This is a genomic window from Nitrincola sp. A-D6 (genome assembly GCF_000764495.1).
In the GTDB taxonomy this organism is placed as follows: domain Bacteria; phylum Pseudomonadota; class Gammaproteobacteria; order Pseudomonadales; family Balneatricaceae; genus Nitrincola.
Map to the genome: position 1 here is coordinate 14,984 of NZ_JRLB01000031.1, position 25,942 is coordinate 40,925.

Below are 25,942 nucleotides of genomic sequence, written 5' to 3' on the forward strand. Positions count from 1 at the left end.
GCAAATTCTTAATTAATGAAGTTTATTGGCTCGTATAAAGTACTTGATAGGAGTTATTTGAATTTTCAGGCTACAGGAGATACATAATGGAAAAGAATCTGGATAAAGGTTACATAGCCCTGCTGGGCTGGAGCCTGAGTGCTGTGGAAGCGGCAGAGAAATTTGATCGCAGGTATGTGGTTGTAGCCCCTGATTGGGCTGAAGAATACTGCACACAACACAATATTCCCTATGTTGCCTGGAATTTTGAACGCCTGAATGACCGTTCAATGGAAATTGCTGAAACCCTCAAAGAGATGGGGGTGGATGTAGCCATTCCCATTTTTGAAGAAACTGTGGAGTGGGCTGGTGCCATCAACTCGGTACTGCTGGATAATCCGCGCTTGTTAGGCCAGGCGATGTTGATGCGTGATAAATCTCTGATGAAACGTCGTGCTCAACTGGGTGGGATTCGTGTCGGTATTTTTGAGGAAGCGCATGATCGAGAAGATGTCGTGCGTTTTCTGCGCCGCGTTAATCAGACGTTGCTGAAGCTTGATGGCGACCCGAATGACCCAATTCATTTCAAGGCGTTTGATAAGGCTGGTTGTTTAGGGCACCGGGTGGTGCGCACACCGGATGATGTTGATGCTATTCCCGATGATGAGTTTCCAGCGTTGATGGAGTCCCATCTGGATGGCTGGGAATTTGCCGTTGAAGCCTGGATCCATAATGGCAAAATTTGTTTTTTGAATATTTCTGAGTACGTCACGCTGGGATATTCCGTGTTTGTACCCGCTTCACCGGAGCTGGAAAAATACCGCGATCAAATTAAACATCAGATCGAAAAACTGGTCAAAACCTTTGATATTGAATTTGGGATGATTCACCCTGAATACTTTGTCACCAGCGATGGTGAGATGTACTTTGGCGAAGTGGCTTATCGTCCGCCTGGGTTCAAAGTGTTTGAGCTACTGGAGCGGGTGTATGGCTTCAACGCTTATCAGGCCAGTATGTTGGTGTTTGATCCGAAAACGACTGAAGACGAGATCCGGGAGTTCTTTCCGAAGGAAGTGGTCGATGCCAAGGGGTTTGCCGGTTGCTTTGGTGTTTACCCTCGACGCCGGGTTGTCAGCCGCCTTGAGATTCCTGAAGAAACCGAGGATCACCCCTATTTTGAGTCACATGAATTAACCACGCCGGCTCAGGAAACCGTGACTAAACGCACAGCGTTTGGTACGCATTGGGGCTTGGTGTATTTTGTCGGGTCTGAAGCTGATGAAATGAAACGTTTACTCAAACATCAGGAAGAGCTGGATTTTTATATCTGATGTTGGATCGGTAGTCATAAAAGGATGAGCAAGTGAGTCAGGGTATTGAAGAAGTAGAGCAGACTAACCCGAAGCTTGATGCCTTGCTGCAAAAGCTGGATGCAGGTATTGAGCGCCTGGCGCAGGCACCTGAGTTTGCCAAATATGACAAGCTGGTGGTTGTGCTGGATCTGGTCAGGCGTGTCTTGCTGCAGCCAGGTGGCTGTGCCGCGTTAGAAAGCCGAGCTGAAGGGATAGAGCAGGCTGGCGTGTTTGCCGGTTCTGACTGGCAAACGCCGCAGTTTTTGGTGCCTTCTCTGACCTCACATTCATTGCAGAGTGCGGATGCCAACTTGCTGGTGATCGAGTCACTGAGTGAAATTCGTCTTCTGGCAGTTGCCATGGATGGCTATCGCCATCCACTGATCTCTGCTGAACAGGCTCACCACTACCTGACACAGGTCATGGCGATTAATCTGGCCTTGTTATTCACACCACCCAGTGAAGCCGAGCGTGAAACTCAGGGGCGTTTAGCACAAATCCCACGGCTATTGTTCGAGTATCTGGCGCATCGGATAGGTTATGAGCATGTAATTGATCAGTTGGTTGATGAAATCTGGCGCATCCTGCAACAACGCCCAATTCAGGTGGATGCGGTCAAACGCATGGTGACTCAGATTGCGATCTGCCAGCATAATCCGGATATAGATCTGGGTAGCAGTGGGCAGGGGGCGGCCCGGTTAGTCAGTAGTCTGTTTGGCACCACTCAGGCGTGTCGTGAAGATCCGGGTGTTGATGTCTACAAAGACAGGCTAGCGAGTATGGATAATCAAGCCTTGCAGTCAGAAGCAACTGGCTTTGCCAGAGCCATGCACGACACAGGTTTGGTGTCACCTTATCATGCTGTGTTGCTGCGCCACCTGCTGGCGGTGGATGACTACTTGCTGATTGAAGCGCTGGGCTTGTCTTCAACCGGTCGGGATTGTTTTATGTGTTTCCGCCAGTTGATCCAGGCACTGATCCGTCAGGTGATTCTCCCGGCTACGGCTCAAGGCATTTACGGCCTGTCATTGATGCTGGAGCGCGGCATTCTCTATCAGCCTCCGGTCGCACCGGCGCTCTGGCGGCAGTTAGGTCTACCCTTGTGCAAAGCAGCGCAAACACGCTTAACCTTAGCCTTTGGCGATCAGGTATCCGTCAATGCGCGTTTACTGGAAGGCGTGCTGTGTATTCTGGGGCAACCACTGGGTGTTGGACAGGGTAACAGTCCAACCTGTCAGTCAGCCCGAGCCCTGTCCATGTGGGCTTACAATGATCCGGATTATCTGTTGCAGATGCTGGTCTGGGCGGCCAGGGATGATGAAGTAGTTATGCACTTTGAGGGTCAGCCTATTTCATCTCGCGATTGCCAGGCCGGCATTGCTGGAGAAACGCCCATAGATCTTGATCCGGTTTCCTTGCTGTTGGTCCCCCATCTTGATCGTATCTACGCCGAGATGGGGCGCCGCTGTATTGGTCGGGAGGGCGATCCACATCGCTGGGTCAACCCCGAGTTTCATGGCTGGTGGTCAGGACGTGGATTTCGCATCAATGTTGATGTTGCCACCGGTAAGTTTCAGGATCTGGATGAGTTTATCCGGGCATTTTATGCCTGTTACCATCCTTATTTTAACGGCAACCAACCACTGATTCATCCGCAACCTGCCGGTATTGCCATTACTGACTCAGCCGCGCGTTTTATTGGCTGGCATGCAATCACTCTGTTGCGTGTGGCACTGGATCCTGAGGATGTCATGCGGGTGTATTTCTATAACCCGAATAATGACAGTGGGCAGAACTGGGGTGATGATGTGGTAGTGAGCACGGCGGGAAAAGGTGAACGCTTTGGTGAAGCCTCTTTGCCCTTTGCGCAATTCACGTCACGTTTGTATATCTTTCACTATGATCCACTTGAAGGCGGGGCTTTGGCAAAAGTGCCGCAGGATGAGCTGGATGAAGTACAGGGTTATATGCTAAGAAGTTGGGGAATGGACCGTCAACCTCCTGATGTAGCGTTGCAAGCGGCTGTACAATAATCTACTGATATTGAACTGAAAAAGGGGCCATCCATGAATGGCCCCCGGCAATACAGGCTTGTTATTGCGCCATCAATGGATCACTCATACCTACCAGATGCAGAGCGATGAGCGTAATCAGGCCTGCCATGATCAGATAATAAATCGTCGGAATAATGGTCAAACGGATTGTTTGGCCCTCACGTCCGAGCAAGCCCACGGTTGCTGAAGCCGCAACGATGTTGTGGATGGCAATCATGTTACCGGCAGCGGCACCGACAGCCTGAGCGGCGATCAGCATGGCGCTGGAAACACCGATTAACTGGGCTGTGTCAAACTGGAACTGCGCCATCATCAGATTGGATACTGTGTTTGAACCGGCGATGAAGGCTCCCAGCGCACCCACAGTGGCAGCAAAGAAGGGGTAAACATCACCGACACTGCCGGCCACCAGTTCTGCCATAGCACGGGGCATGGAGGCAAGTCCCCCAGGTTAACGCCTGAGTTAATCAGGATACGCACCATCGGGATGGTGAACAGCAACACAAATCCGGCTCCCAGCAGCGTTTTGGACGACTCGCTTACCGCTGCGCGTAGCTCACCGAACTGCATCCGATGGAGCAGGAAGGTAGCCAGTACCACCATAATCATGATGCCGCCTGGCAAATACAGGAACTGTATACTGCCGGATACGCCAGCTTCACCGAGAATATTCTGCCAGCCCAGTACCAGGTTTTGGGTGAAGAAGGCCTTTACATCCGCATTGACGCGGGATAAAACCAGTAATACACCCAGCAGCAGGTAGGGAATCCATGCCAGTGCCATCGACATGGGTGCTTTAGCCGTCAGACTATCGAGTTTAATTTCGATATTTCCCATCCACTCCACTGGCCAGTCTCTGGCATCAGCAAAGTCCCAGGTCTTTTTAGGTAGCAAGAAACCGGCTTTAGCCGCAGGAACCACAATAATCAGGCCAACCAGGGCGCCGATCATGGATGGGAATTCCGGCCCAAGGAATACACCGGCTGCAGCATAAGGAATAACAAAAGCGATACCGGCAAACAGGGCAAAGGGCGCCATTGCCAGACCTTCACGCCATGAACGGTTTTTACCGAAAAAGCGCGTCAGCATCATGACCATAAACAGTGGCATAAGCACACCGATCAGTGCATGTATGATGGCGACTTCGGAGGTAATCAAACGATAGAAGGTGTCCCAGTCAGAGCCCTGAGCAATCAATGCTTCAGTAATGCCTGCACGATCCAGCCCGCCAGTCACACCTACGACGATCGGTGTACCCACCGCACCGAAGGACACCGGCGTAGACTGAATCATCATGCCTACCATGACTGCACCGAGGCAGGGAAACCCAGAGCAACCAGTAACGGGGCAGCTACAGCGGCTGGTGTGCCGAAACCGGAAGCCCCTTCAATAAAGCAGCCAAACAGCCAGGCTACAATGATGACCTGAACACGGCGGTCCGGGCTGATATTGGAAAACCCACCACGAATCGCGGTGATAGCACCGGAATGCTTAAGGGTGTTTAGCAGCAGGATGGCGCCAAAAATAATCCACAGGATGGCACCGGTAAGAATTAAGCCTTGTAGGGTTGAGGCCAGTACGCGGTTAAACGTCATTTCCCAAGCGGTGAGGGCGATCACAGCGGTAACGACAAAGACTACAGGCATGGCGCGTTTGGCAGGCCAGTGCAGTCCGACCAGCAAAATAGCCGCCAATACAAGCGGTGCAAATGCCAGCAACGAGAGCAGGGTGGAATTCATAAAACGTTCTCTAGTCCAGTTAATTGTGTATTTATACTTAGTTGGGTAAATTGGTATTACCAATTTACTCGTGTAGGCAATAAGGTTAGGGGCTTGTTACAAGCGAGTCAATCAATCTGAGCCAAACTTAGACCTTTGTCTAGATTAGTGAATATCCATATTTTTTTCTCAATATAGACTAGTCCCGTCATGATTGAGGGGCTATGCTTAAAGGGAAAGGCTTGCAAAAGATTGAGTTGCCGTACCTCGGTATGAAGTGCAATGCTTCGTTATGCCCTCAATGGCCGGCAATAACAATAAAACCGACAGTGTAAATGGGATGTGAACTATGACAAAAAGAGTGGCTTTGGTTACAGGTGGTACAGGCGGTTTGGGTACCTGGATTTGCCGATCGCTGGCAGATGCTGGTTTTCGCGTTGTGGCGGGTTATAACAGTGGTGGTAATCACGATAAGGCTAAAACCTGGCAAGAAGACCAGCGTCGTGATGGTTATGAAATAGATGTTGCCTACGGTGATGTGACCAATTCAGCTTCCTGTGCTGATTGCATCAAAACCGTAGAAGAGCTGACCGGTGGCAGTATTGATGTATTGGTTAATAATGCCGGTATTACCCGTGATGGCATGTTCAAGAAAATGAGTTGGGAGCAGTGGAGCGAGGTATTGTCAGCAAACCTGGACAGTATGTTCCATATGACCCGTTTGGTGATTAACCCAATGCTGGAAAAAGGTTTTGGTCGCATAATTAATATCTCTTCCGTTAATGCACAGAAGGGTCAGTTTGGTCAGTGTAACTACTCGGCAGCCAAGGCGGGTATTCACGGTTTTACTAAAGCGCTGGCGCAAGAAGTGGCGGCCAAAGGCGTTACTGTGAATACTTTGTCACCCGGTTATATCATGACGCCAATGGTGGCAAAAATTTCTGAAGATATTCAGGCAAAAATCACTTCAACCATTCCGGTTGGACGCTTTGGTTACCCGGAAGAAATTGGTCGCGCCATTGCTTTTCTGGCAGACGAAAACTCCGGCTATATAACCGGTTCGGACTTGTCGATTAACGGCGGTCTGCACATGAGTTAATTGGCCCCGGCCATCTGCTACGAGTAAGCCCCGTTTACGGGGCTTACTCGTTATGTGTCAGTAATGTATTGAATCGTTCGTGTAAACACTCGAACTGTTCAGCGAAACCCCCTTCATGCCATTCTTCAATAACCTGTTGAACAGCAATTTTGCGTTCAGTGTCTGAGCAGGGTTCAAGGGCTTCCTGCAAACGCTGCATCTGATACTCCATCCGCAGGTACTGGTCATTATCCGGGCTGGGTTGATTGAAAAGTATTTCCAAACGTATACACAAAAGCCGTGCAGCTGTTTCAGGATTCTCATCAGTAGGATGCTGATCTGAGGAATGCTGATCTTGTGACAGCGTCCTGATTCGGGCAAAAATTTGATCGCCGTGGCTGCGAAAAGCTTCCCAAAGTTTGCGTTCCTTGTGCTTGGCGGTGCTATCAATGCTTTTCCAGGCCTGTTGCAGGGCTTTGATACCTTCAGCTGCAGCAACTACATCTTCATCTTGAGTCAGTCGCTGAGCCTCATCAACCAACGCCTGTTTTTGAATGGCGCAATGGTTACGGTGAGCTTGCAGTGCTTTATCAGCCTGGTCGATTAACTGCTGAAAGCGTGCCTGCAACAGCTTTCCAGGGGCGCGATCCACGGGTGAAAACTCCCGCCATTCATGCTTGGCTTTTTTCAGTATCTGTTCCAGTGCCCGCCAATCGGGTTGTGACCAGTTTAGTGTGCTGAAATAGGTTTCCAGGTGCTGGCAAATCAGTTCACGCTGCGACAGGTTCCAGGCACGTAATCGACTGAGTTCCTTATAGTAAGCATCACAGGGTTGATAGGCCTGACGTGAGGCTGCGTGAAAACGCTCCCAGAGATGTTTGACTGGAGCAGGGGACTGTTGATCTAACTGCTTCCATTGCTGCTGCAGTGCACGTATCTGCTCTGCCAAAGCCGCAGGTGCGAGGTGGCTGTCTATCAATGCTTCCATGGCAATGCAGAGTTGCTCTTTCTTGGAAATAGCCGCAAATTGTTGCCACTCGGACATCTCATTGACCTGGGCTAAAAGATTTCGAAATTGCTGCTGCAGGGCTTCGGATAGTGGTTGTTTTTTGACCTGTTTGCTTAAGCTGTCAAGTAATTCCTGTGCTTTCAGGGTTTCGCCTTGCTTAATGTGAGCATCGAGCACACTCAGCTGCTCTTCAATCACGGCCTGTGCAGTCTGGTCTTGCTGTTTAAACTCTTGCAGACGTTTTTCAACTTGTTGGCGCGTTGCTGTCAAGGCTTTAAGGTCCAGCACAGAGTGCAGTGCCTGTGGCCAGTTGTATGACTTCAGTGCCTGATTAATAGCCTGCTGGCTTTGCTGTAGCGTATGCACATCACCTGCCGCATTCGCCTGCTCAATTACGCTGCGAAAACCTGGGTTGTGTTGTTGCAATGCCCGCAAAGCCTCAATGATTGTAGTAATTTCATCTATTTTTTGGTGTTCGGCGTTTGTCAGATGGGGAGCATATTCTGTTAATAGCTGTTGTATTTCGTTCTCTGGTTTGACCCAACTGAGTTCTGTGTCATTTTGATCAATCGAGAATTGCTGCAATTGGTCTAACTGTTGGGTAATCATATTTTGGCATAGTGCAAGCCGCTGACGTGCCATCGCCAGGGCCTCTTCGGCCTCAGCCTCGGCGTTCTGTTTAGCCACTTGTTGTTGCAGGATCAGTTCGGCCTTGCTGGCCAGTTGCTCATACGCTTCTGTCTCACCGCTTTGCTGATGATTTGGTAGCTCATTCCATTGGTTTTGCAGGGCCTGGAAACGGGCACTGAAAAACTGCCTGTCCGGGCTATTTATCAGATTATGCAGATTGTCCAACAGGGTAAGGCGCTGTTGCTGTATGGCCTGCTGTTCCAGCTCAAGCTGGTGCCTGCGCTTTTGTGTATCACGCGTAATACGATAAACCACCTTGTCATGATCTTTGGCAAAGTTACGCACTTTTTCAAGACAGTCTGGATCATTGAGTTGAGAGGCTGCCAGTTGACGCGTTGCGGTGAGTGGGGCGCGCATGGCAATGTCAGACAGTAGTAATTCGTTAATTATGCGAGGAAGTAGCGCGTGATGCAGTGCTTCACTCTGGCTGTGACGGATGAGTAGGCTGAGTGCAGTTTCAGACTGAACAGATTCAAGCTGTCTTGGGTTGATCAGCCCTGTTCTGTCAAGGTGATCAGCCTGGATGCAGCCAGGTCGGCAAGCGCTGGATTGGCACTCTGCTCAAGCAGTTCAATTAGAAGCTGCAAATCCGTCAGGCGTGTTATAGCAACGCTCCGGACTTCGGGGTCCGGGTCGTGATAGGCAAGCTGCCTAAGTTTTCCGGCATCAGATTTTTTGTTGGGGTTGAGTTTTGTTGCCGCAAGACTGCGCACAGCAGCACTCGGATGACGCCATCTGGGTTTTAACAGGTCTACAAACATCAATCACCGTAACCGGACGTTAAGTCCGGCAATCCTTAAATATGGCTAAGCTAACGCTAAGGCGGACTATTCTACCGGTGCGAGGTGTTGCAATAAAAGCCTTGATTGCAGCCTAAGTCGAAATAGTTGCTCAGACACTCAGGTCAACATGCTGGATCAAGCCTGCCTTGCCTTGCTCTGACAAGTAGACTCCACTGGAGCGGATCACTCCCAGACGCTCTTCACCTAGTGAACTGTTCAATGTAAAAGGTGTATCGGCATTACCCAAATAAATAGCGCCTATACCCGCATCTTTCAGGCTTATCAGCTGCTGACTGCTACCCTCGCCAGGTTTTAACCAGAGCTGCAGGTGTTCAAAAATACTATCGCTTTCATCAATCCAGCCATTACCATCAGCGTCATATCCTGCCAGTTCCGCAAAGCCATCACCGGTCGTTGCACCAAACAGCTCGCTACCATCATTAATGACACCATCAGTGTTTTTATCCAATGCCAGGAATGCGGCATTGCCAGCCAGTTTTGGAATCAGGTCTTGCTGACCATCCAGCGTTAAGTCGAACTCAAAGCGCTCCTGACTAAGCTCCGCGGCGTTACCATCAAAACTGATCACCAGTGGGTCTTTGAGGGCGGCACCCAGTTGTAATGAGAACTCTCGATGCTGTAGCAACTCACGGCTCATATTCAGAGAAATATCGATCTGGATTTGCTTGCCGTCGGCCGTAGTGATCCGTCCACTGGCCTGAAAGCTTGTTTGCTCTTGCTGGTAAAAAGTTTCTGAAACCTGGTAGTCCAGGTTGGCTTGAGCAGGTGCTTCCTGTGGCTGTTCAGTTGCTGCACTTGCTTGCGGTAGCGCGGCTTCAGCAGGTTGCTGTTTGGGTATACGAAGGTCAGTGATGGAAAATTCCACTTCCTTGCCAGTAAGACTGCTGAGCAAGGATTGAATCAGCGAAATACGTAGCCGGTCTTCTGCTGAAAGTTCCAGAAAATCGTCATCTTCGTCGCTTGGATTAAGCTCTGTCGAGGCTGTATTGGCCGCTGATTGATTACGCTCGTTCGCTGCAGTAACCTGTTGTGACAAGCGCTCTGCTTTTAGTGCTAACGCCGGGTTTCCCGCCTGACGTCGTAACTCGGCATAGGTCATAAGTTGAGTTGTTTCTGTACTCTGCTGGCTGTTGTAACTCAGCTCAGTAGTCTGGCCCGTTGGGCCGTTCGGAAGGCTGACCTGTAGCTGTTCGCTACGTTCGTAACGGCTAAATGCTTGATGTGATGATGTGAGCTGCAAAAAAGACGAATCGATACGCATGCTGATAACCTCAATCTATTCTGAGGTTATCGACCATGGTGTATAAATCTTAACCCAAAAACTCAGGTGAGGATGAGTTCCAGATCACCATCAACGTAATACCAGCGTTCCCCATCGCGTCGGAAACGTGATGTTTCTCTGAGTATGCCGTTGCCGTCTGGGCTTTCAAAGTGTGCCTCAAAGCTAACTTGACCTTCTGTATCACCGGACTGGCCTACCTGTGCCTCAAGAATAGTCAGTTGGGTCCAGTTGGTAATTTGTGATTGCTCAATCAGAAGCTCACGGTCTTCTTCCCGGCGGGTTTCCGGTGCCGTGGACTCGATCAGATAGTCAACGGTACCGACAAAAAATGCTGAATAACGTGAGCGCATCAGCGCTTCAGCCGTTTTGGCCGGTCGACTGCCATTGATGGCCGGACCACAACAAAAGTTAAAAGGCTTACCCGATTGACATGGGCAGAGTTGATCGCTGCTGGTTTGATCCTGCAACATAGGATGATCCCCGGATTATTAACTGATACTCTTCAGCATAACACGATAGGATAGCCGTATGAACGTTACGGATAATCGACTATAGCATGAGATGGTGAGATGGCACAGGCACAAACGGGTAGCTTTTTTTGGCATGATTATGAAACCTCCGGCACGGATCCCAAGCGTGACAGGCCCTTGCAGTTTGCCGGGGTGCGCACTGATATGGACTTTAATGTTATCGGTGAGCCATTGGTGCTGTACTGTGCTCCGGCCGATGATTTTCTGCCACACCCCATGGCATCATTGATCACCGGTATTACGCCGCAAAAAGCCATAGCGGAAGGGGTTTGTGAAGCCGAGTTTATCAGTCGTATTCATGCTGAACTATCTCAACCAGGTACCTGTAGCGTGGGTTATAACAGCTTGCGTTTTGATGATGAAGTGACGCGCTACACGCTTTACCGCAACTTTTTTGATCCCTATGCACGTGAATGGCAGAATGGCTGCTCACGCTGGGATATTATTGATATGCTGCGTCTGGCACGGGCATTGCGTCCTGAGGGTATTGTCTGGCCCACCTATGAGTCAGGCGCTCCCAGTCTGCGCCTTGAAGATCTGAGTCGTGCTAACGGGCTGGCACATGAGCAGGCGCACGATGCCCTGTCAGATGTCTGGGCAACATTGGCTCTGGCGAAGCTGGTTAAGGAGAAACAACCCAAACTGTTTGATTTTGTGTTTTCCCAACGCTCCAAACAAGCGGTGCGCAGATGCTGGATACCCAATCCATGAAGCCGGTACTGCATGTGTCTTCGCGCTACCCGGTGGAGCAGGGTAACCTGGCTGCAATTGCGCCTCTGGCACAGCACCCGGTTAACAGTAATGCCGTGATTGTCTGGGATCTGCGTCATGATCCCTCACCCTTGCTTGATCTCACGGTTGAGCAACTTCGCACAGGTCTGTATACCCGTCAAGATGAACAGCCAGTCGATGCGCCCAGAGTGGCTCTGAAGTTGGTGCATGCTAACCGTTGTCCGGTACTCGCGCCAGCAACAATGCTCAGCCCTGCCGAGGCGCAGCGACTCACTATTTCCGGTGACGTGTGTCGACAACACCTGGCTATATTACGCCAGAGTCGTGCTGTCTGGCAGGACAAGTTACAGGCTGTTTATGCAGAATCCGGTTTTGATGCTGAAAAAAATCCGGACCATATGCTTTATAGTGGTGGCTTTTTCAGTGATACAGACCGGCATCTGATGGAAGAGGTTCGGCAAACACCGCCGGAGTTGTTGGCTGGATTGAAGCTGCCTTTTCAGGATCAGCGTTTGCCGGAACTGTTGTTGCGCTATAAAGCACGCAACTTTGCTTTCAGTCTTACCGATGACGAGCAGCAGCAATGGGAAGAGTATCGCAGTCGGCAATTACTGGGCCCGGATAATGATGGCTGCCTGACCATAACAGCGTTATTTGATGAGCTAAATCGTATTGCAGCAGAACGTGAGCTAACATCAAGGGAGCAACAGATACTTGAGGATCTGGCAACCTATGCTGAATCTATCTATCCGATGGAGTTCTGACCGGTGAATAAAAGCCTGCTGTGGTGTCTACTTGCATTCATGTCGCTGACAACCCTGGCAAATGAACGTCCTGACTACAGGGTGATAGAGCCAGAAGGCTACGAAGGCGGGCGTTTTCATGCCCGGGATGTATTTGAGGGACGTGACTGGGGTGACTATGATCCAGAGCCTATGCCGGAAATTTATCCGTCCGAACCCGCTGAGCCGTTAGAACCAGTGGTCATTATGTACTCTGAACCTGATGAAGTCTTTGAAATAAAAGAGCTGTTTAACCAACCCGAAGAACCACAACCCCTGACAGGAGAAGATCGTATCTTTTCTGAAATCACCGCGGATATCCGTGAGCAGCAGTGCTTTGCGTTAGGGTTGAGTCAGGGCTGCGATCCGGATGTCGGTTTTACCGGTGAGTTGACTTTTGAAACAGACACCGGGCAGTTGGTCGGTGAAGAGATGCTTGGCGCGGGTAATTTTTACCGACGCCTGGAAGCGCTGGAAACTGAGCCTGAACCGGAAGAGCGTTTCAGGCTGCTGGAAGAGTCATTTACCCCGGATTTAAATGTGTTGTTCAAGTGATTAGTAGAAGCGACTCTCAATACGTTGCTGTTGCAAACGTTGGTAGCCACTGAAATCCGGAATAATCGGCGCAGCATCACTTTCTGGAAGCAGGGCGCCAAAGCTGCGGATCTGGTATTGCCGTGTTTGTAGTTGCTCTAGCAGGTCTAGCAGATCTTCACGGGTAATATCAGATACCTGTTCGGCGATCTGATAGTGTGTTGTGAATGCACCATCACGATCCAGCTCCCGCCAATAGCGTTGAGAACGTTCAGACAACCGGGTATCCGGCTGTAATAAACGTGAACGCAAGCCCTGCCGAAAATCAGCTAACCGCGCATCACTCAATTGCTGCAGTTGGCTGTGCATATCGATTAAAAATTGATCAAAATAAGATTCCAGTTTTACCGGGTCAGCGACGGGTGATTGCACAATAAGTGCCAAACCAGGCACATCGCCCATGGGCAGGTAGTTAGCAAAAACGATATAACCCAGCTGCATTTCAGTGCGCAACCGTGAATAAAATGGTGTTGATATAATCTCATTCAACAGGGCGACACCTGCGCGCTGCTTGATGCTGTGGTCATCTGCCTGTAAATAACGAACCAACGTAGCATCGTTGTGTGCCAGTTTCAGTGTATCAGTCAGTTGGCTGTTCAGCGGGATTTCAACCACAGGCACCCGGATTCCGGAAACCGGATGGGTTTCAGACAGGAGTTTAGTCTGAATTTGCTGCGCCATACTCAGGGCCGTATCCGCGGTTATATTGCCATGTGCCAGGATACGCACTTCCGCTTCGGTATATAACTCTGCAAGAAACTGCTCTAACTGCTCAGGTGTCACCTTGGCGAGTGCTTCCAGCCGGTCTTCCGTACTCCAGCGTGACATAAGTGCAGTAAAGAGCTGCTGCATGGCCAGCTGGTAAGGGCCTTCCTGACGTTGATTAATCAGGCGTTCTTCAAATTGCTGGCGTACCCGCTCAAATCGGGCAGGGGTGATTTCAGGCTGTAGCATCTCCTGCAGCAGATAATCGAGCAGCAGGGGCTGTTTGTCATTGTAACCGGAAATTTGCAAAGAGATGCCACGCAGGTGCGGGTAGAGTGAAACATTCAGCCCGGCCTGAGATGCATCATAGAGCATCTCATTCATCTGATCATTGAGTATCCGGGTGTAGAGTTCCAGCATAACGGCATTTTCGGCACTCGCAAGTGCCAGATGAGTCATCATTGCAAAGTAAATATCGGCACGCGGGCGCAGGAACTGCTGGTCCTGTTGATGCCACAAGCTGAAACCGGGTTCATCCCGCAAGGTTACCGGTAAATCAGTCTGCGTATCAGAGCGTTCAGTTAACGCCAGTGAATCGGGAATAAACAGATTAAGCTTGCGCAGATGCAGATCGCTATCAGGGCTGATTCACGCCACAGCGTCAGACGTTGCTCGTCGATAGGTGCAAACCGGTAACCCGCGTTATAACGCTTTTCGGTGAACTCCGGCGTGACCTGGTCATGCTGTAACGTCAGTAATAGATTATCTGGATGCAACTGGCGTAAATAGGTATCAATCAGCTCGGCTTCAAAGCTTTCCAGCAGATAGTTGGCATTCAGCAGGTTTTCAACCGGATAGCGCTGCTGCATCTGTGCCAGCATCATAACTTCATGAATGGCCTGTGGCTGATCACGAAACTGAAACTGTAACTCTGCCAACTGGCTTTCTTCCTGGTACAGGCTTTCGCTCAGGCCCTGCTGTTGCAGTAAGCTGACATAGCCAAAGAACAACGCGGTAATTTGATCAACCTGATCAAGGCCATCATCGGTTAATTCGATATTCACCTGGAAACTTGCCTGGCCGGGCAGGTCGAGGCTGGTGAAGGCTGAAAGTCCTGTTGCCAGCTGCTTTGATTTCAGCAGGCTGAACAGGCTGCCTTCACCTTCATACCCCAGGAGACTGCCAATAAAGTACAGTGGCTTGCTGCGCCAATGGTCACGAATGGGTCAATCGGAAAGGTTAGCGACAGGGTACGTTGCTGACGCAAAGTTTGAATTTCAAGCTGCAAGGGTAGCTGGCCTTCATCGAACAGTGGTGCCTGATCCACATAAGCGTCAGCCTGAAAATTGGCTATATCACTAAAACGCATTTCCACCAGCTCACGCAGCTCGTCAAGTGATTGGGGACCACTGATCACCAGGCTCATTAGATTGGCTGAGTAGTACTGCTGGTAGAAATCAATCAGCGCGTCGCGTATGCGGACATTTTCACTATCTGACAAGGAGCGCAGGTCTCCCACGGCAAAGTTACTCCAGGCATGCGCAGCATTCATTACCTGTTTGGTAACCTCGTGTACGCGGCGGCTGTCATCCCGGCGTTTGGCTTGAAACTCAGACTCAACAGCGTGACGTTCCCGCTCCACATACTCAGCAGAAAATAATGGGTCAATAAAAAACCGCGAAAAGCGATCCAGGGCACCTGTGAGGGACTCAGGACGTACATCAAAGAAATAGTTGGTGTTCTCATACGCTGTGAAAGCATTGTGTGAGCCACCGTTGGCACTGATGAACGCCTGGTAGCTGTCAGCTTCCGGGTATTTTTCTGTACCCAGAAACAGCATATGCTCCAGAAAGTGTGCCAGACCTGGAATTTCTGCGGGATTAGCACCAGAACCAACCGCTACATCCATTGAAGCCGCGGCTTTTTCGGCTTCAGGATCAGAAATCAACAATACTTTAAGCTGGTTGGGTAAAGTGAAGGCTTCAAATGCGCGGTTGTCATAGGGGCTCTGAATGACCTGAGCTGAAACGAAACCGGAAAAACTGAGCAGAAACAATAAAAAAACAACGCGGAACATTTTGAATCCTGTAACCGGTGGCATAAGATACCTGTAAGTCTTTGAAGGCTTATGTTGATGTTCGATAAGACTGAAGAGTAGTCAGATAGTTCCTGACTACCGCTTGGCGTTAATTCCACTCTGTCACGGAAATATGTCTATGAACCGGGAAAAAGTGATTTTTGCATTTTTTATTATACTGCACTGACATTAAATTTCGGCTTTTTTGTTGGTGAAATCGATAATATTGATCATCATGATGTCTGGGAGCTGTTTGCGGCCCTGGTTGTCAGCCTGATTTGTACCGTACTTAAGTTTGGGGATCGTACCCATCTTGGTGCGCTGATGTTGGCGACCAGTCTGGTGGCAGATCTGCAGTTATTGATTGCAGCTTGCACCTGGGGCTATGGCGTGAATATTCATGCAGGAGGCATGACGCCTTCAATTACCGCCAGTATGGTTTCTTTCGCAGCGGGCGCTCTGATTGCCAATGTGGTGTCGGTGATACTGCTAATGGTTGAGACCATTATTGTGCGGCGCTAAGCATGCAAAATATACTGTATCTGCTATTGCGGCGTCTGCGCACGCCCTTGATCATGCTGATAGTGGTTTATGCCATTACCATCGCAGGCTTCGTGCTTATTCCGGGGCAGGATGATCAGGGTGAGCCCTGGCGGATGGGCTTTTTTCACGCCTTCTACTTTCTTTCTTACATGGCTACCACGATCGGCTTTGGTGAAATTCCTTTCGCCTTTACCAATGCACAGCGTATGTGGGCCATGGTAAGTATTTATCTGTCTGTTTCAGCCTGGCTGTATGCGATTGGTGCTACCTTGCAGGTTTTTCAGGAAGCGTCATTTTTACGCCTGATTCGCTTGCGCCGTTTTATTAAATCTGTGAACGCACTGGATGAACCCTTCTGGTTAATTTGTGGCTACGGCGTTACCGGTAGCCTGATTGTAAGGGAGCTGGCTGCGCAGCAAATCAGATCTGTGGTTCTGGATGTTGATCAGGCGCGAGTGGATAGTCTGGAGCTTGAAAATGCTCTTGTGCCTATTCCAGTATTCTGTGCCGATGCTTCCCGGCCGGATAACCTTGAGTATGCAGGTATCCGGCATCCCTGTTGTCAGGGTGTGATGGCATTGACCAACAATGATAATGCCAATTTGTCCATTGCCATTGCCAGTAAACTACAATACCCCAAACGCCAGGTGTTCAGTCGCACGCAATCTGCACAGCATGCTGCAAATCTGGCTTCATTTGGGACAGATCTGATTGTAGACCCGTTTAAAGTCTATGCTGAGTACCTGGCACTGGCTGTGAGTTCCCCGAAAAAACATCTGGTATTTGATTGGTTAACTAATCCGCAGCATCGTGCCTTATCCAGTCTGTATAAAATACGTCAGGGGCGTTGGATTATCTGTGGTTATGGACGCTACGGACAGGCTTTGTACAAGGCTTTAGTGCAAGTGGGTGTTGATATCACGGTGATCGAGCCGGATATCCAGGGCCGGCATACGCCTGATGATAGTGTTGAGGGCACAGGGACAGAAGCAGGTACCTTACGTCAGGCCAGAGTGGAAACGGCTGTGGGTATTGTGGCCGGAACAGCCAATGACGCCGATAATCTCTCCATTATCATGACCGCACGCGAACTCAATCCAAAATTAACCTGTGTAGTGCGCCAGAATCGACACTCAAACGAGCGGGTATTCCAGCATGCAAATTGTGATTTTGTGATGAAGTCAGGTGCCGTTATCGCCAGTCGGATTATGGCTTACAGCCGCTCAAGCCTGTTATTGGTTTTTATTGAACATCTGTTGCAGCAGTCTGACGTTTGGGCACACACGCTGCTGAATCGCCTCAATCACCATGTTGGTGATGAACGCCTGGAAACCTGGGAGGTGGTTATCAATGAGGATAAAACGCCCGCTGTGTGCAGCTTTATAGCAGTTGAAGGGAGTCTTCAGTTAAAATATCTGATGAAAAATCCACATGACCGACAAGTGATGCTCGATTGCTTTCCACTGCTGTTGCAGCAGGGAGATGATCTGGATTATTTACCCGGTGAGTTACAGGTGTTACAGCCAGGTGACAGGGTGTTATTTTGCGGCCGTGCAGAGGCAAGCCGTGAGATGGAGTGGAATTTAAATAATTATAATATGTTGCATTATTCTGTCACAGGAGATGATGCGGGCCATACTGTTTTGGCCCGGATACTGCGAAAATTCATCTAGTTCAGTGAGTGTCTCACTACCAACTATGTGGTTAAAGTCAAGACTATCAATTAGTCGTATTTGCGCTTATATTTGAGCTTGATGATTACATTAGAATCCATGCGTTTAAGTGTGTACACAGTGAGGTGCTGATGAACCGTTTTACACTTCCTCTTTTAACCCTTCTGATCGGACTGTTTTTGTTACCCATGGAGGCTGAGGCAAAACGCTTCGGTGGAGGCATCAGCGGTGGAAAGTCTTTTGCTGTGCCTCAGCGTCAGGCGACCCCTCCTGCACAACGACAACAGCAACGTCAGGACGGTGCTCAGAATCAGCAGGCGGCGCGTCCCGGTATGGGTGGTTTGATGGGTGGCTTGCTTGCCGGTGGTTTGTTGGCTGCGTTGTTCATGGGCGGCGCCTTCGACGGTATTCAGTTGATGGATATCTTGTTGATCGCCGGAATCGGATTTTTGATTTTCAAATTTCTTAAAGGTTTGCGAGGTAACACAGCTAATCCTCGAACCGCTTATGCCGGGCAGAGTTCACCTGCTGCTTTTGCTGCTGGCCCTGACCAGCCGACTATGTCACGTAGCGGGTTTATGCCCGAGCCTCCTGTGTCCGGGTTGGCTACAGGCTATATGATGGAACCACTGGATCTACCTGAATGGTTTGATCAGGACGCCTTTCTGGAGGCGGCCGGAAAACACTTTACTCACCTGCAAGGTGTTTGGGATCTTCAGGATTGGGACGAAATTGCCACCTATACCTCCGCTGAAATGTTGGCCTTGCTACAGCAGGAACGCGCCGGATTAGCGCATGATCAGCATACGGAAGTGGTATCGGTAATGGCTGAACTCATTAACTTTATCGATAAGGGTGATCGTGTGATTGCCAGTGTGAATTTTTATGGTTGGCTAAGGGAAGAAGATCAGGGTGATGCAACTGAGTTCAGTGAGATTTGGCACCTTGAGCGTAGCATGCAGGAACAGCCGGGTAACTGGATAATCGTAGGTATTGAGCAACCGGCCTAGGCGACCAGCGTTAAACATTTGTATTTAGTAACTGTATTCAAAACAGGCAGCCATTGATGAATCATGGCTGCCTGTTTTGGTTTATCAGTTATGATCGCGTAAAAAGACAGGTGCTTCTGCACTCGAATGCTCGGGGCTATAGTAGTAGCCATCCAGATCAAACTGCAACAAAGCATCCGTTGACTCTATCTGATTCTGGATCAGATAACGGCTCATCAAACCACGTGCTTTTTTGGCATAAAAGCTGATGATTTTGTACTGCCCGTTTTTCCAGTCTTTGAACACGGGTGAAACCAGCTGACCCTCCAGGCGTTTTTTATTAATAGCACCAAAGTACTCATTCGATGCCAGGTTGATGATCAACGGATCACTGACCTGGGCCGACTCAGCATTCAACTGCTCAGTGAGGCGGTCTCCCCAGAAATCATACAGGTTATTACCCTTGTCTGTTTTTAGTCGGGTGCCCATCTCCAGTCGGTAGGGTTGCATCAGTCTAAGGGTTTTAGTACACCATAAAGACCGGATAAGATGCGCAAATGCTGCTGAGCAAAGGTAAAGTCGCTGTCAGACAGGCTTTGGGCATCCAGGCCGGTGTAAACATCGCCCTTGAATGCCAATATGGCCTGACGCGCATTTTCAGGTGTATGTTGGGCTTGCCAGCTTTCATAGCGCGCAACATTTAGACTGGCGAGCTTGTCACTCAGTTTCATCAACTGGGCAATATCCTGTACCGCATAGTTTCGAAGTTGGGTAATCAGCTGTTTCGCTTCGTTAGTAAACTGCGGCATAGATGACTGGTTAGTCACGGGCTTTGAATCAAAATCCAGTGTTTTGGCTGGTGATATCAAGATCAGCATAGTGGCAGAAAAAATCCTGTGTCAGTTAAAGTTTCAAGTCCGTATCAGCCACGCAAGCGACTGTTCAACTCATCAACTACCTCAGCCCAGTCAGAATCACTGGAGATAGCATCGCGCAGAAAGCTGGCCTGTGCGTCATTCCAGAAGGTGGCATCTTCCAGTTTTATCTTGTCTGAGAAAAGCTTGTGTGTGTTGATGAACTGATCGATGTGTGCATCAGTTGATGCCAGTCCAAGCTGTTCGAACAAAGTATTCATTGTATGCGCAGACGTGTCCATATTCACCTCCGGTGAACTTATATGCAGTTATTTTCATGGTAAGTCTTGGTCACAGGTGTGACTTTGTCAAAGCGCTGGTTAACCCGTAAACGCCTTTCGTGTATGCTTAGCAACTTCAACTTAAGTCACGTTTTACAGGTCTGTAATGGGTAAAAAAACAGTTTTAACCGGTATCACTACGACCGGTATACCACATATTGGCAATTATCTGGGTGCGATCAAACCAGCGATCGAAGCCAGTCTTAATCCTGAGTATAACAGCTATTTTTTTCTGGCTGACTACCATGCGTTGATAAAATGTCAGGATCCGCAACGTGTTGCTGAGTCAACCCGCGCTATAGCGGCTACCTGGCTGGCACTGGGGCTGGATACGGATATGGCCACTTTTTACCGTCAAACCGATATTCCTGAAATTCCAGAACTGACCTGGATACTCACCTGTCAGACCTCCAAAGGGTTAATGAATCGTGCGCATGCCTACAAGGCCGCTGTCGATGCCAATCGTGAGGCTGGCAAAGACGACCTGGATGATGGTGTGACCATGGGGTTGTTCAACTACCCGGTGCTCATGGCGGCTGATATTCTGATGTTTAACGCCGATATTATTCCGGTGGGTAAGGACCAGATACAGCATATTGAAATGGCTCGCGATATAGCCGGGCGCTTCAACCACCAGTTTGGATCGCTGCTGACCTTGCCAGAAGCTCAGGTTGATGAAGACACCCAACTGATCCCGGGCCTGGATGGACGAAAAATGTCCAAGAGCTATGATAATACCCTGCCACTGTTTGCCAGTGCTGATGAGTTGTATCGGTTGATCAAGTTGATCAAGACAGACTCACGTCAACCAGGTGAGCCCAAAGATCCGGACAGCAGCACCTTGTTTCAACTCTATCGTTGTTTTGCCAGTGCCGATGAAACCGCACAGATGCGGCGTGAATTTGAAAACGGGATTGCCTGGGGTGATGCGAAGAAACAACTGTTCGAATACCTGGATGCCACGCTATCAGCACCGCGCCAGCGTTACCATGAGTTGATGGGAGATCTGGACTATGTTGAGTCCATACTGCACAAAGGCGCTGAGAAGGCCCGTGCTCAGGCGGCCCCTTTGCTTAGCCAGGTGCGTGTCGCTGTGGGTATTCGCCCTCTGACCTATGTGGCGCCTTCAGCAGCGGCTGCAGCGCAGAAAAAAGAGAAATCCTCAGAAGCCCAGGAGCGGGCTGAAGCGGGACGTAAGCGCGCAATTTTATTGCAGTTACAGCCCTTGCTGGAACTAGTGGCTGGCGCGGAAGATAAATCCAGTGCGGCACAGGCATTGATCGCTGAGAAAACCGCTGAAGTGGAAACTCTCAAGAAAAAAGCCCGCCAGAAAGCTCAGAACGAGCTGGAGCTGCTGCAGGAAGCCTTGGCGGAGTGGCTTTAATATGCGCACCCTCGGGCGTTTGCTGGCACCACTGATCTTCTGGATCGCCTATGCGTTGTTCCGCTCGCCCTTTGCCCGAAGTGGTAAAGGGCGCCATGATTATGTGATGAAGCTGTTCCGTTATGCCGCCGATCATCAAAGCCGGCGGGCATTGTCGGTGTATGGCCATCTGCTGCATTTTCGTGGTGAAGGGGTGAGCAATCGGATTCAGGGTGCGATCTATCTGCAGCAAGCTGCTGACCTGGGGGATATGAAAGCCCAGTATCAGATGGGACGAATTTTCGAAAAGGGTTTTGAAGGCTACTTTCGAGAGGACGGTATCAAAGCACGCCACTATTATTCTCTGGCAGCGCGTCAGGGTCATAGCCTGGCCCTGACGCGACTGGAAGAGGGCGTTAACGATTAATGCGTTTTTTCATCTCTACGCTAAAGCGCATGGTTTCTGTGCCACCGGCTGGAAGGTGCATGCTCCAGGTTAGTTGACCGGCACCATCTTCCTGCATGGTATGGCTCGATTCTTTTAGTTCCCACTCCTGCTGAAATCCAGCGCTCAGATCGACACGGCGTCCTTCGTTTCCAGCGTTGGTGATGCTGACCTCCTGCTGTACCGTAACACTATCAAACCCATCGCTGAACAGGGTTTGCTTACGGCTGATGTTCAGGTCGAAAGCTCGACCCAGCGACAGAACGGCTTCTTCACCCGCCGCCAGGTTATCTAGTTGTGCGGCGCCGATAAACTGCAGTTCACCTTGACGATCCGGACGAAATACTCTGGCCTGCCCAGCCGGTAAAGGTGAGTTACTCTCATCCAGTGAGGGCGCTTCAAACACCAGTTGCACTTCGGGTTGAGACTGGTGGCGCTGTTGATCCATCGCTGGCCAGATGTTGAAGTGGTGGCGATAGGTCATTTTCACCGGCAGGTCATCAAACTGTACCAGGGGCAACTGTTTGGTTTCGTCGTGCTTTAGCGTGACTGGGTAGGGAAGACGGTAGAGGTAAAAGTCCTGCATCTGCTCTGGTGCATTGGCCTGGCCACCCATGGCATCACTCATTGCCATCGCACGCATCATTTCAGGACGTTCTTGGGTCGGTGTGTTGATATCGCCAGCCATCAGGCGCAGGTCAGCATCCTGAAAACTACTGCCGCTGCGGTTATAAATAGATGCCAAACCCTCAGCCGCTAACGACTTGCCATGACTGTCCAGGGTAAGTACATAGTCCATCTGCCAGCCGAGGCCACGACTGAGGTAGTTGAGGTGTGCCGTGCTCTCTGTGTTTGTACCAGCGCTGACAAACTGCAAGCCGGCTTGCCCTTGCAAATTATCAGGCAGTTCAGAAGGAAGATAAAGCGCCATTCTGAGCTATGCATCGGAATGGATTCAATCCGCCCATCACGTCGAATCAGTGTTTGCTGTTCAATGCTGAGCAGTTCGACCGTGCTGATGGTTTCCTGCCCTGTCGCCTGGTTGACCCGGGCCAGTTGAATAAATTTGCCCAGATGCGCTTGTAGCAAGGCATGGTAGCTTAAAGGACTTTGTAGCAGGCTTTGTTCCAGAATCTGGCCGGCCCCTTGAATGCGCAGTGTTTCCGGCAGCATCTGATGGCTCACATTGTCAACGCGGATACGTTGCCCGGGTGACAAGGCTGGCAGGCGGCGTTGATCCTGAATCATTGCCAGGTCCTGATTATAAAGAGTCAGGGTAAGGTGTGATTGATCGGCTGCAGTAATCATACCCGCCTGTAACGGCAGGGACGCCAGTCCGAGACTTAAACAAAATGAAGAAATATTCAAAAAACCACGCATCACAAGGCTCCTGTGACTAAGGTGAAGCGTTAGAAATCGGGGTGGGAAGATCTAGTGCGACTCGAAACCCCCAAGTGTTGCGAGCGGTATCTTCCGGGTGACGGTAACGGCTGGATGAGCGTGTGAGTCGGGCCAGATCAAACCAGGAACCGCCGCGTATAACCCGATAGCTGCAGTCGCCACCGAGCATCGCTGATCCATCTTCTGGAGCATCGCGGTAATTATCACTGTAGCAGTCCTGCACCCATTCATCGACGTTACCGTGCATATCTTTCAAGCCCCAGGCATTAGCGGGCAGCAGTCCAACGGGAGCAGTTTGTTGCCCATCCCATTGTGTTCCACATTCATCACAGACTGCCATAGCGGGCACAAGTTCATTTCCCCACCACCAGGCTGAGATGGTACCGGCCCGAGCGGCATATTCCCATTCGGCTTCAGTGGGCAGGCGATAGGGTTCACCCGTAACCGCTGCCAGCCAACGGGTGTAGGCTTGTGCATCCTGCCAACTGACATTGATAACCGGTCGTTTTTCGCGTCCCCAGCCTTCATCATCAGGCAGAGACCGGTTGGTTGCCAGAGCAAATTGATCATACTCATCAAAGGTGACTTCATGCACACCAAGCGCAAAAGTGTAATCAAAACTGACGGTGCGTACGGGGCGCTCGTTATCATCACCCATACGATTCAGGTCCCCCATTAGAAAGTCATCCTGTGGTAGTGCCTGCATGACAGGTGCATGACCATTTTCACCAAAATGATCTCTAAAGCGGGGTCGGCTGTTTTGCGGGTCCAAACTTTGTCGTGAGGTGTCTTGTGCAGCCGCAGGAGTGACTTCGGCGTCGGATGAGGTTGGTAGCGGTTGTGCCAGATCCTGTAAGCGGGACTCGGTTATCTGTTCGGATATAGCCGGTGGGTCAGCCTGAATCTGCGCAAGTTCCTGCTGCAGTTGATCGCGCTGCTCAGTCAGCGTGCGAATCCTGTCCTGCTGCTGGGGGTCTGACTTGGGCATTACTAGCAGGCTGATCAGCAGGCCGAGAATTAAACCGCCAATAAATAGCAGTGGGCCCGTCAGTCGGGGTGAAACTGGTATTTTTTGTAGTAAGCCGGTTAGTGGCTGAAGGCGTTGCAACCAGCCACTCGGTATAAATTTTCGTAGGGCTGAGAAGAAGCCCTTAATACGGCTGCTCTGCGCGGGGCTGGTGGCTGAACTGGCGAACTGAGAGTCCAGCGAGGGTGTATCTGCAGTAGTTTCCTCTTCACTGAATAATGCTTTCAATAGCTCAAGAATAGAGGCAGGTCTGCTTTGTTGATCCGGATTTAGCGCGGCCTGCAGTGCACTCCACTGTTTTGTCGTCAGATTGCTGGGAGCCTTCAGTTCGCGCTGAAAGCGGGACTTCTCATCATCTTCGGGCAAAAAAGCGGGTTTTCCAGCATAAAGTTGGTAGGCCAGTGCAGCAAAAGCATACACGTCAGAGCGCAGGTTGGTGGGTTGTGGGTCAAAGCCTTCTGGCGCCTGGTACTGACGGTATCCTGGCCTGCCGGGCATAAGATCAAAATAATCATCCACGATATGACGCCAGCTGATCATCATCACCCTGACGCCACGTTTGCTGCTGATAAAGATCAGTTCAGGCGCCAGGCTGGCGTGGCTTTTGTGGATTTCCCGGTGAAAAGAATCCATCGCCTTACCTATCTGAATCAGTAATCCCTGCTTTTGCTTAGGCTTGAGCTTTGCGGCTTTATCCGTCGCAAACATATCAGCCAGTGTGAGTCCATCCACGGCTTCGAAGGCTATAAAAAACAGCCCATTGAAATTAAACAGGCCGTAACAGTCCAGTGCGTTAGGGTGCTTGCATTTACGACAGATAATAATCAGCTTGCGCAAGCGCTCAATAAAGTCAGGCTGACGGGTCAGGAGGTCGGGGAGAAACAGCAGCGTTACTGTGGGTCGTCCAGAAGAGGCCTGGTCCTCTGCTTGCCAAAGTGTGCCGTAAGCATGTGCACCGATTTCTGTAGTCAGGCGAAAGCGATGTCGCTCCGGACCGACAAGTAACCCGGTTTCAAGTACAGCACCAGAATCATCCATGTCACTCACCTCAGGCTCCCGTTGTCACAGTTTGTTAACTGGCTGTATCCAGTGGTGGTAGCGATTTGATTAAGCCGTCCAGTGCTTTCATCTGAACCAGATAGTCGTGTAGTTTTGCCAGAGGCAGGGCGCAGGGACCATCACATTTTGCCTTATTTGGCTCCGGATGCGCTTCAAGAAATAGCCCGGCAATTCCTTGGGATAATCCGGCTCTGGCCAGTTGTGCCGCCATTGCCCGACGGCCATCCGCTGAGTCAGGCCGGCCCCCTGGCATCTGCAACGCATGGGTGGCATCAAAGATAACCGGGTAGCCGAACTCTTTCATTATAGTAAAGCCGAGCATGTCGACAACCAGGTTGTTATAACCGAAGCTGGTACCGCGCTCACATAACATTAGCTGGTTGTTACCGGCTTCTTCACACTTATGCAGTATGTGCTGCATTTCTTGGGGTGCCAGGAACTGGGCCTTCTTGATGTTGATTACCGCCCCTGTAGCAGCCATCGCCTGTACCAGGTCGGTTTGGCGTGATAAAAAGGCGGGTAGTTGAATAATGTCACAGACTTCAGCCGCGGGTGCCGCTTGAGAAGGTTCATGCACATCGGTAATGACCGGTACCTGAAAGGTTTCCTTGATCTCCTGCAGGATTTTCAGTCCCTCTTCCAGTCCAGGTCCGCGATAGGAGTGCAGGGAGGAACGATTGGCTTTATCAAAGGAGGCTTTAAAAACATAGGGGATGTCGAGCTTAGTGGTGATCTCGACATAATGTTCGGCAATGCGCAGAGCCAGGTCACGTGATTCCAGTACATTCATACCGCCCAGCAAGACCATAGGCTTGTCATTACTAATGGCCAGCTTACCTACCTGAATTGTTTTTTGTTTCAT

Annotated in this window: 23 protein-coding genes and 2 pseudogenes; 11 read left to right on the forward strand and 14 right to left on the reverse strand. The window is 50.3% G+C overall.

Going from position 1 to position 25,942, the window contains the following annotated elements; all coding sequences use genetic code 11:
• Positions 1 to 86 precede the first annotated feature (86 nt).
• Positions 87 to 1,310 (forward strand): ATP-grasp domain-containing protein, encoded by a 1,224-nt coding sequence (locus tag LH51_RS06120; RefSeq protein WP_036520749.1) that lies wholly within the window; start codon positions 87 to 89, stop codon positions 1,308 to 1,310.
• A gap of 32 nt (positions 1,311 to 1,342) precedes the next feature.
• A complete protein-coding gene (locus LH51_RS06125; protein ID WP_052063497.1) occupies positions 1,343 to 3,364 on the forward strand; it encodes a hypothetical protein in 2,022 nt (673 codons plus the stop codon).
• 61 nt (positions 3,365 to 3,425) lie between these two features.
• Here LH51_RS06125 and LH51_RS06130 read toward each other — a convergent pair.
• Positions 3,426 to 5,124: pseudogene (locus LH51_RS06130) on the reverse strand (L-lactate permease).
• Positions 5,125 to 5,452: 328 nt separating this feature from the next.
• On the opposite strand from LH51_RS06130, the gene phbB reads away from it, so the two are divergent.
• Positions 5,453 to 6,202, forward strand: a complete 750-nt coding sequence (gene phbB / locus LH51_RS06135; protein WP_036520750.1) for an acetoacetyl-CoA reductase — start codon at positions 5,453 to 5,455, stop codon at positions 6,200 to 6,202.
• A gap of 43 nt (positions 6,203 to 6,245) precedes the next feature.
• Here phbB and LH51_RS06140 read toward each other — a convergent pair whose 3' ends face one another.
• The 4 genes from LH51_RS06140 to LH51_RS06155 all read right to left on the reverse strand — a co-directional run bounded on the left by LH51_RS06140 (position 6,246) and on the right by LH51_RS06155 (position 10,435).
• A complete protein-coding gene (locus tag LH51_RS06140) occupies positions 6,246 to 8,237 on the reverse strand; it encodes a DUF349 domain-containing protein (protein WP_036520751.1) in 1,992 nt (663 codons plus the stop codon).
• 134 nt (positions 8,238 to 8,371) lie between these two features.
• A complete protein-coding gene (locus tag LH51_RS06145; protein WP_160173686.1) occupies positions 8,372 to 8,644 on the reverse strand; it encodes a hypothetical protein in 273 nt (90 codons plus the stop codon).
• A 127-nt stretch (positions 8,645 to 8,771) separates the two neighbouring features.
• A complete protein-coding gene (locus LH51_RS06150; RefSeq protein WP_052063498.1) occupies positions 8,772 to 9,944 on the reverse strand; it encodes a hypothetical protein in 1,173 nt (390 codons plus the stop codon).
• Between the two features lie 62 nt (positions 9,945 to 10,006).
• Positions 10,007 to 10,435 (reverse strand): YchJ family protein, encoded by a 429-nt coding sequence (locus LH51_RS06155; protein ID WP_036520753.1) that lies wholly within the window; start codon positions 10,433 to 10,435, stop codon positions 10,007 to 10,009.
• 99 nt (positions 10,436 to 10,534) lie between these two features.
• On the opposite strand from LH51_RS06155, the gene sbcB reads away from it, so the two are divergent.
• Genes sbcB through LH51_RS06165 form a run of 3 tightly spaced genes read left to right on the forward strand, consistent with a single transcriptional unit; the run spans position 10,535 to position 12,564 of the window.
• A complete protein-coding gene (gene sbcB / locus LH51_RS24090) occupies positions 10,535 to 11,206 on the forward strand; it encodes an exodeoxyribonuclease I (RefSeq protein WP_327124414.1) in 672 nt (223 codons plus the stop codon).
• Positions 11,185 to 11,991 carry a hypothetical protein gene (locus LH51_RS24095; RefSeq protein WP_327124416.1) on the forward strand — a complete coding sequence of 269 codons (807 nt, stop codon included), beginning with the start codon at positions 11,185 to 11,187 and terminating at the stop codon, positions 11,989 to 11,991. The genes sbcB and LH51_RS24095 overlap by 22 nt, the downstream gene beginning before the upstream one ends.
• Positions 11,992 to 11,994: 3 nt before the next feature.
• The gene (locus LH51_RS06165) at positions 11,995 to 12,564 is read left to right on the forward strand and encodes a hypothetical protein (protein ID WP_036520754.1); all 570 of its coding nucleotides are present in this window, start codon (positions 11,995 to 11,997) and stop codon (positions 12,562 to 12,564) included.
• On the opposite strand, the gene LH51_RS23465 is transcribed toward LH51_RS06165, so the two are convergent.
• Genes LH51_RS23465 through LH51_RS23475 form a run of 3 tightly spaced genes read right to left on the reverse strand, consistent with a single transcriptional unit; the run spans position 12,565 to position 15,385 of the window.
• Positions 12,565 to 13,956 carry an insulinase family protein gene (locus LH51_RS23465; protein WP_327124447.1) on the reverse strand — a complete coding sequence of 464 codons (1,392 nt, stop codon included), beginning with the start codon at positions 13,954 to 13,956 and terminating at the stop codon, positions 12,565 to 12,567.
• Complete coding sequence (locus LH51_RS23470) at positions 13,890 to 14,531, reverse strand: insulinase family protein (protein ID WP_327124448.1); 642 nt, start codon at positions 14,529 to 14,531, stop codon at positions 13,890 to 13,892. The genes LH51_RS23465 and LH51_RS23470 overlap by 67 nt, the downstream gene beginning before the upstream one ends.
• Positions 14,444 to 15,385: an insulinase family protein gene (locus LH51_RS23475; RefSeq protein ID WP_052063501.1), complete on the reverse strand. Its 942-nt coding sequence runs from the start codon at positions 15,383 to 15,385 to the stop codon at positions 14,444 to 14,446. The genes LH51_RS23470 and LH51_RS23475 overlap by 88 nt, the downstream gene beginning before the upstream one ends.
• A gap of 276 nt (positions 15,386 to 15,661) precedes the next feature.
• Here LH51_RS23475 and LH51_RS22310 point away from each other — a divergent pair, with 276 nt between their 5' ends.
• The 3 genes from LH51_RS22310 to LH51_RS06185 all read left to right on the forward strand — a co-directional run bounded on the left by LH51_RS22310 (position 15,662) and on the right by LH51_RS06185 (position 18,611).
• On the forward strand, positions 15,662 to 15,907 hold the full coding sequence (locus tag LH51_RS22310) for a DUF6394 family protein (RefSeq protein WP_235263573.1): 246 nt from the start codon (positions 15,662 to 15,664) through the stop codon (positions 15,905 to 15,907).
• A gap of 2 nt (positions 15,908 to 15,909) precedes the next feature.
• The gene (locus LH51_RS06180) at positions 15,910 to 17,601 is read left to right on the forward strand and encodes a potassium channel family protein (RefSeq protein ID WP_036520755.1); all 1,692 of its coding nucleotides are present in this window, start codon (positions 15,910 to 15,912) and stop codon (positions 17,599 to 17,601) included.
• A gap of 131 nt (positions 17,602 to 17,732) precedes the next feature.
• Positions 17,733 to 18,611 (forward strand): Tim44 domain-containing protein, encoded by an 879-nt coding sequence (locus tag LH51_RS06185; protein WP_036520756.1) that lies wholly within the window; start codon positions 17,733 to 17,735, stop codon positions 18,609 to 18,611.
• Between the two features lie 84 nt (positions 18,612 to 18,695).
• Here the strand turns inward: LH51_RS06185 and yaaA are convergent.
• Both yaaA and LH51_RS06195 read right to left on the reverse strand, forming a co-directional pair.
• Positions 18,696 to 19,468 (reverse strand): annotated as a pseudogene (gene yaaA / locus LH51_RS24670) (peroxide stress protein YaaA).
• Between the two features lie 44 nt (positions 19,469 to 19,512).
• Positions 19,513 to 19,746, reverse strand: a complete 234-nt coding sequence (locus LH51_RS06195; protein ID WP_036520757.1) for a DUF2789 domain-containing protein — start codon at positions 19,744 to 19,746, stop codon at positions 19,513 to 19,515.
• A gap of 145 nt (positions 19,747 to 19,891) precedes the next feature.
• Between LH51_RS06195 and LH51_RS06200 the strand changes: the two genes are divergently transcribed.
• Positions 19,892 to 21,169 carry a tryptophan--tRNA ligase gene (locus tag LH51_RS06200; RefSeq protein ID WP_036520759.1) on the forward strand — a complete coding sequence of 426 codons (1,278 nt, stop codon included), beginning with the start codon at positions 19,892 to 19,894 and terminating at the stop codon, positions 21,167 to 21,169.
• A 1-nt stretch (position 21,170) separates the two neighbouring features.
• Complete coding sequence (locus tag LH51_RS06205) at positions 21,171 to 21,575, forward strand: tetratricopeptide repeat protein (protein ID WP_052063502.1); 405 nt, start codon at positions 21,171 to 21,173, stop codon at positions 21,573 to 21,575.
• Here LH51_RS06205 and LH51_RS06210 read toward each other — a convergent pair.
• Genes LH51_RS06210 through kdsA form a run of 4 tightly spaced genes read right to left on the reverse strand, consistent with a single transcriptional unit; the run spans position 21,565 to position 25,942 of the window.
• Complete coding sequence (locus tag LH51_RS06210; protein WP_036520761.1) at positions 21,565 to 22,392, reverse strand: DUF4139 domain-containing protein; 828 nt, start codon at positions 22,390 to 22,392, stop codon at positions 21,565 to 21,567. The genes LH51_RS06205 and LH51_RS06210 overlap by 11 nt on opposite strands.
• The gene (locus LH51_RS20765) at positions 22,350 to 22,973 is read right to left on the reverse strand and encodes a hypothetical protein (protein ID WP_036520763.1); all 624 of its coding nucleotides are present in this window, start codon (positions 22,971 to 22,973) and stop codon (positions 22,350 to 22,352) included. The genes LH51_RS06210 and LH51_RS20765 overlap by 43 nt, the downstream gene beginning before the upstream one ends.
• A 16-nt stretch (positions 22,974 to 22,989) precedes the next feature.
• A complete protein-coding gene (locus LH51_RS18900; protein WP_052063503.1) occupies positions 22,990 to 25,059 on the reverse strand; it encodes an SUMF1/EgtB/PvdO family nonheme iron enzyme in 2,070 nt (689 codons plus the stop codon).
• 34 nt (positions 25,060 to 25,093) lie between these two features.
• A complete protein-coding gene (gene kdsA, locus LH51_RS06225) occupies positions 25,094 to 25,942 on the reverse strand; it encodes a 3-deoxy-8-phosphooctulonate synthase (RefSeq protein ID WP_036520765.1) in 849 nt (282 codons plus the stop codon).

What these genes read in the sequence shown, in the direction of transcription:
- sbcB (WP_327124414.1), top strand. Translation starts at nt 10,535, where the DNA reads ATGGCACAGGCACAAACGGGTAGCTTTTTTTGGCATGATTATGAAACC.
- LH51_RS23475 (WP_052063501.1), bottom strand. Translation starts at nt 15,385, where the DNA reads ATGTTCCGCGTTGTTTTTTTATTGTTTCTGCTCAGTTTTTCCGGTTTC.
- LH51_RS06120 (WP_036520749.1), top strand. Translation starts at nt 87, where the DNA reads ATGGAAAAGAATCTGGATAAAGGTTACATAGCCCTGCTGGGCTGGAGC.
- phbB (WP_036520750.1), top strand. Translation starts at nt 5,453, where the DNA reads ATGACAAAAAGAGTGGCTTTGGTTACAGGTGGTACAGGCGGTTTGGGT.
- LH51_RS06205 (WP_052063502.1), top strand. Translation starts at nt 21,171, where the DNA reads ATGCGCACCCTCGGGCGTTTGCTGGCACCACTGATCTTCTGGATCGCC.
- kdsA (WP_036520765.1), bottom strand. Translation starts at nt 25,942, where the DNA reads ATGAAACAAAAAACAATTCAGGTAGGTAAGCTGGCCATTAGTAATGAC.
- LH51_RS06150 (WP_052063498.1), bottom strand. Translation starts at nt 9,944, where the DNA reads ATGCGTATCGATTCGTCTTTTTTGCAGCTCACATCATCACATCAAGCA.
- LH51_RS24095 (WP_327124416.1), top strand. Translation starts at nt 11,185, where the DNA reads ATGCTGGATACCCAATCCATGAAGCCGGTACTGCATGTGTCTTCGCGC.
- LH51_RS06185 (WP_036520756.1), top strand. Translation starts at nt 17,733, where the DNA reads ATGAACCGTTTTACACTTCCTCTTTTAACCCTTCTGATCGGACTGTTT.
- LH51_RS06180 (WP_036520755.1), top strand. Translation starts at nt 15,910, where the DNA reads ATGCAAAATATACTGTATCTGCTATTGCGGCGTCTGCGCACGCCCTTG.
- LH51_RS06140 (WP_036520751.1), bottom strand. Translation starts at nt 8,237, where the DNA reads ATGCGCGCCCCACTCACCGCAACGCGTCAACTGGCAGCCTCTCAACTC.
- LH51_RS06210 (WP_036520761.1), bottom strand. Translation starts at nt 22,392, where the DNA reads ATGGACTATGTACTTACCCTGGACAGTCATGGCAAGTCGTTAGCGGCT.
- LH51_RS18900 (WP_052063503.1), bottom strand. Translation starts at nt 25,059, where the DNA reads ATGGATGATTCTGGTGCTGTACTTGAAACCGGGTTACTTGTCGGTCCG.
- LH51_RS06155 (WP_036520753.1), bottom strand. Translation starts at nt 10,435, where the DNA reads ATGTTGCAGGATCAAACCAGCAGCGATCAACTCTGCCCATGTCAATCG.
- LH51_RS06200 (WP_036520759.1), top strand. Translation starts at nt 19,892, where the DNA reads ATGGGTAAAAAAACAGTTTTAACCGGTATCACTACGACCGGTATACCA.
- LH51_RS06195 (WP_036520757.1), bottom strand. Translation starts at nt 19,746, where the DNA reads ATGGACACGTCTGCGCATACAATGAATACTTTGTTCGAACAGCTTGGA.
- LH51_RS20765 (WP_036520763.1), bottom strand. Translation starts at nt 22,973, where the DNA reads ATGCGTGGTTTTTTGAATATTTCTTCATTTTGTTTAAGTCTCGGACTG.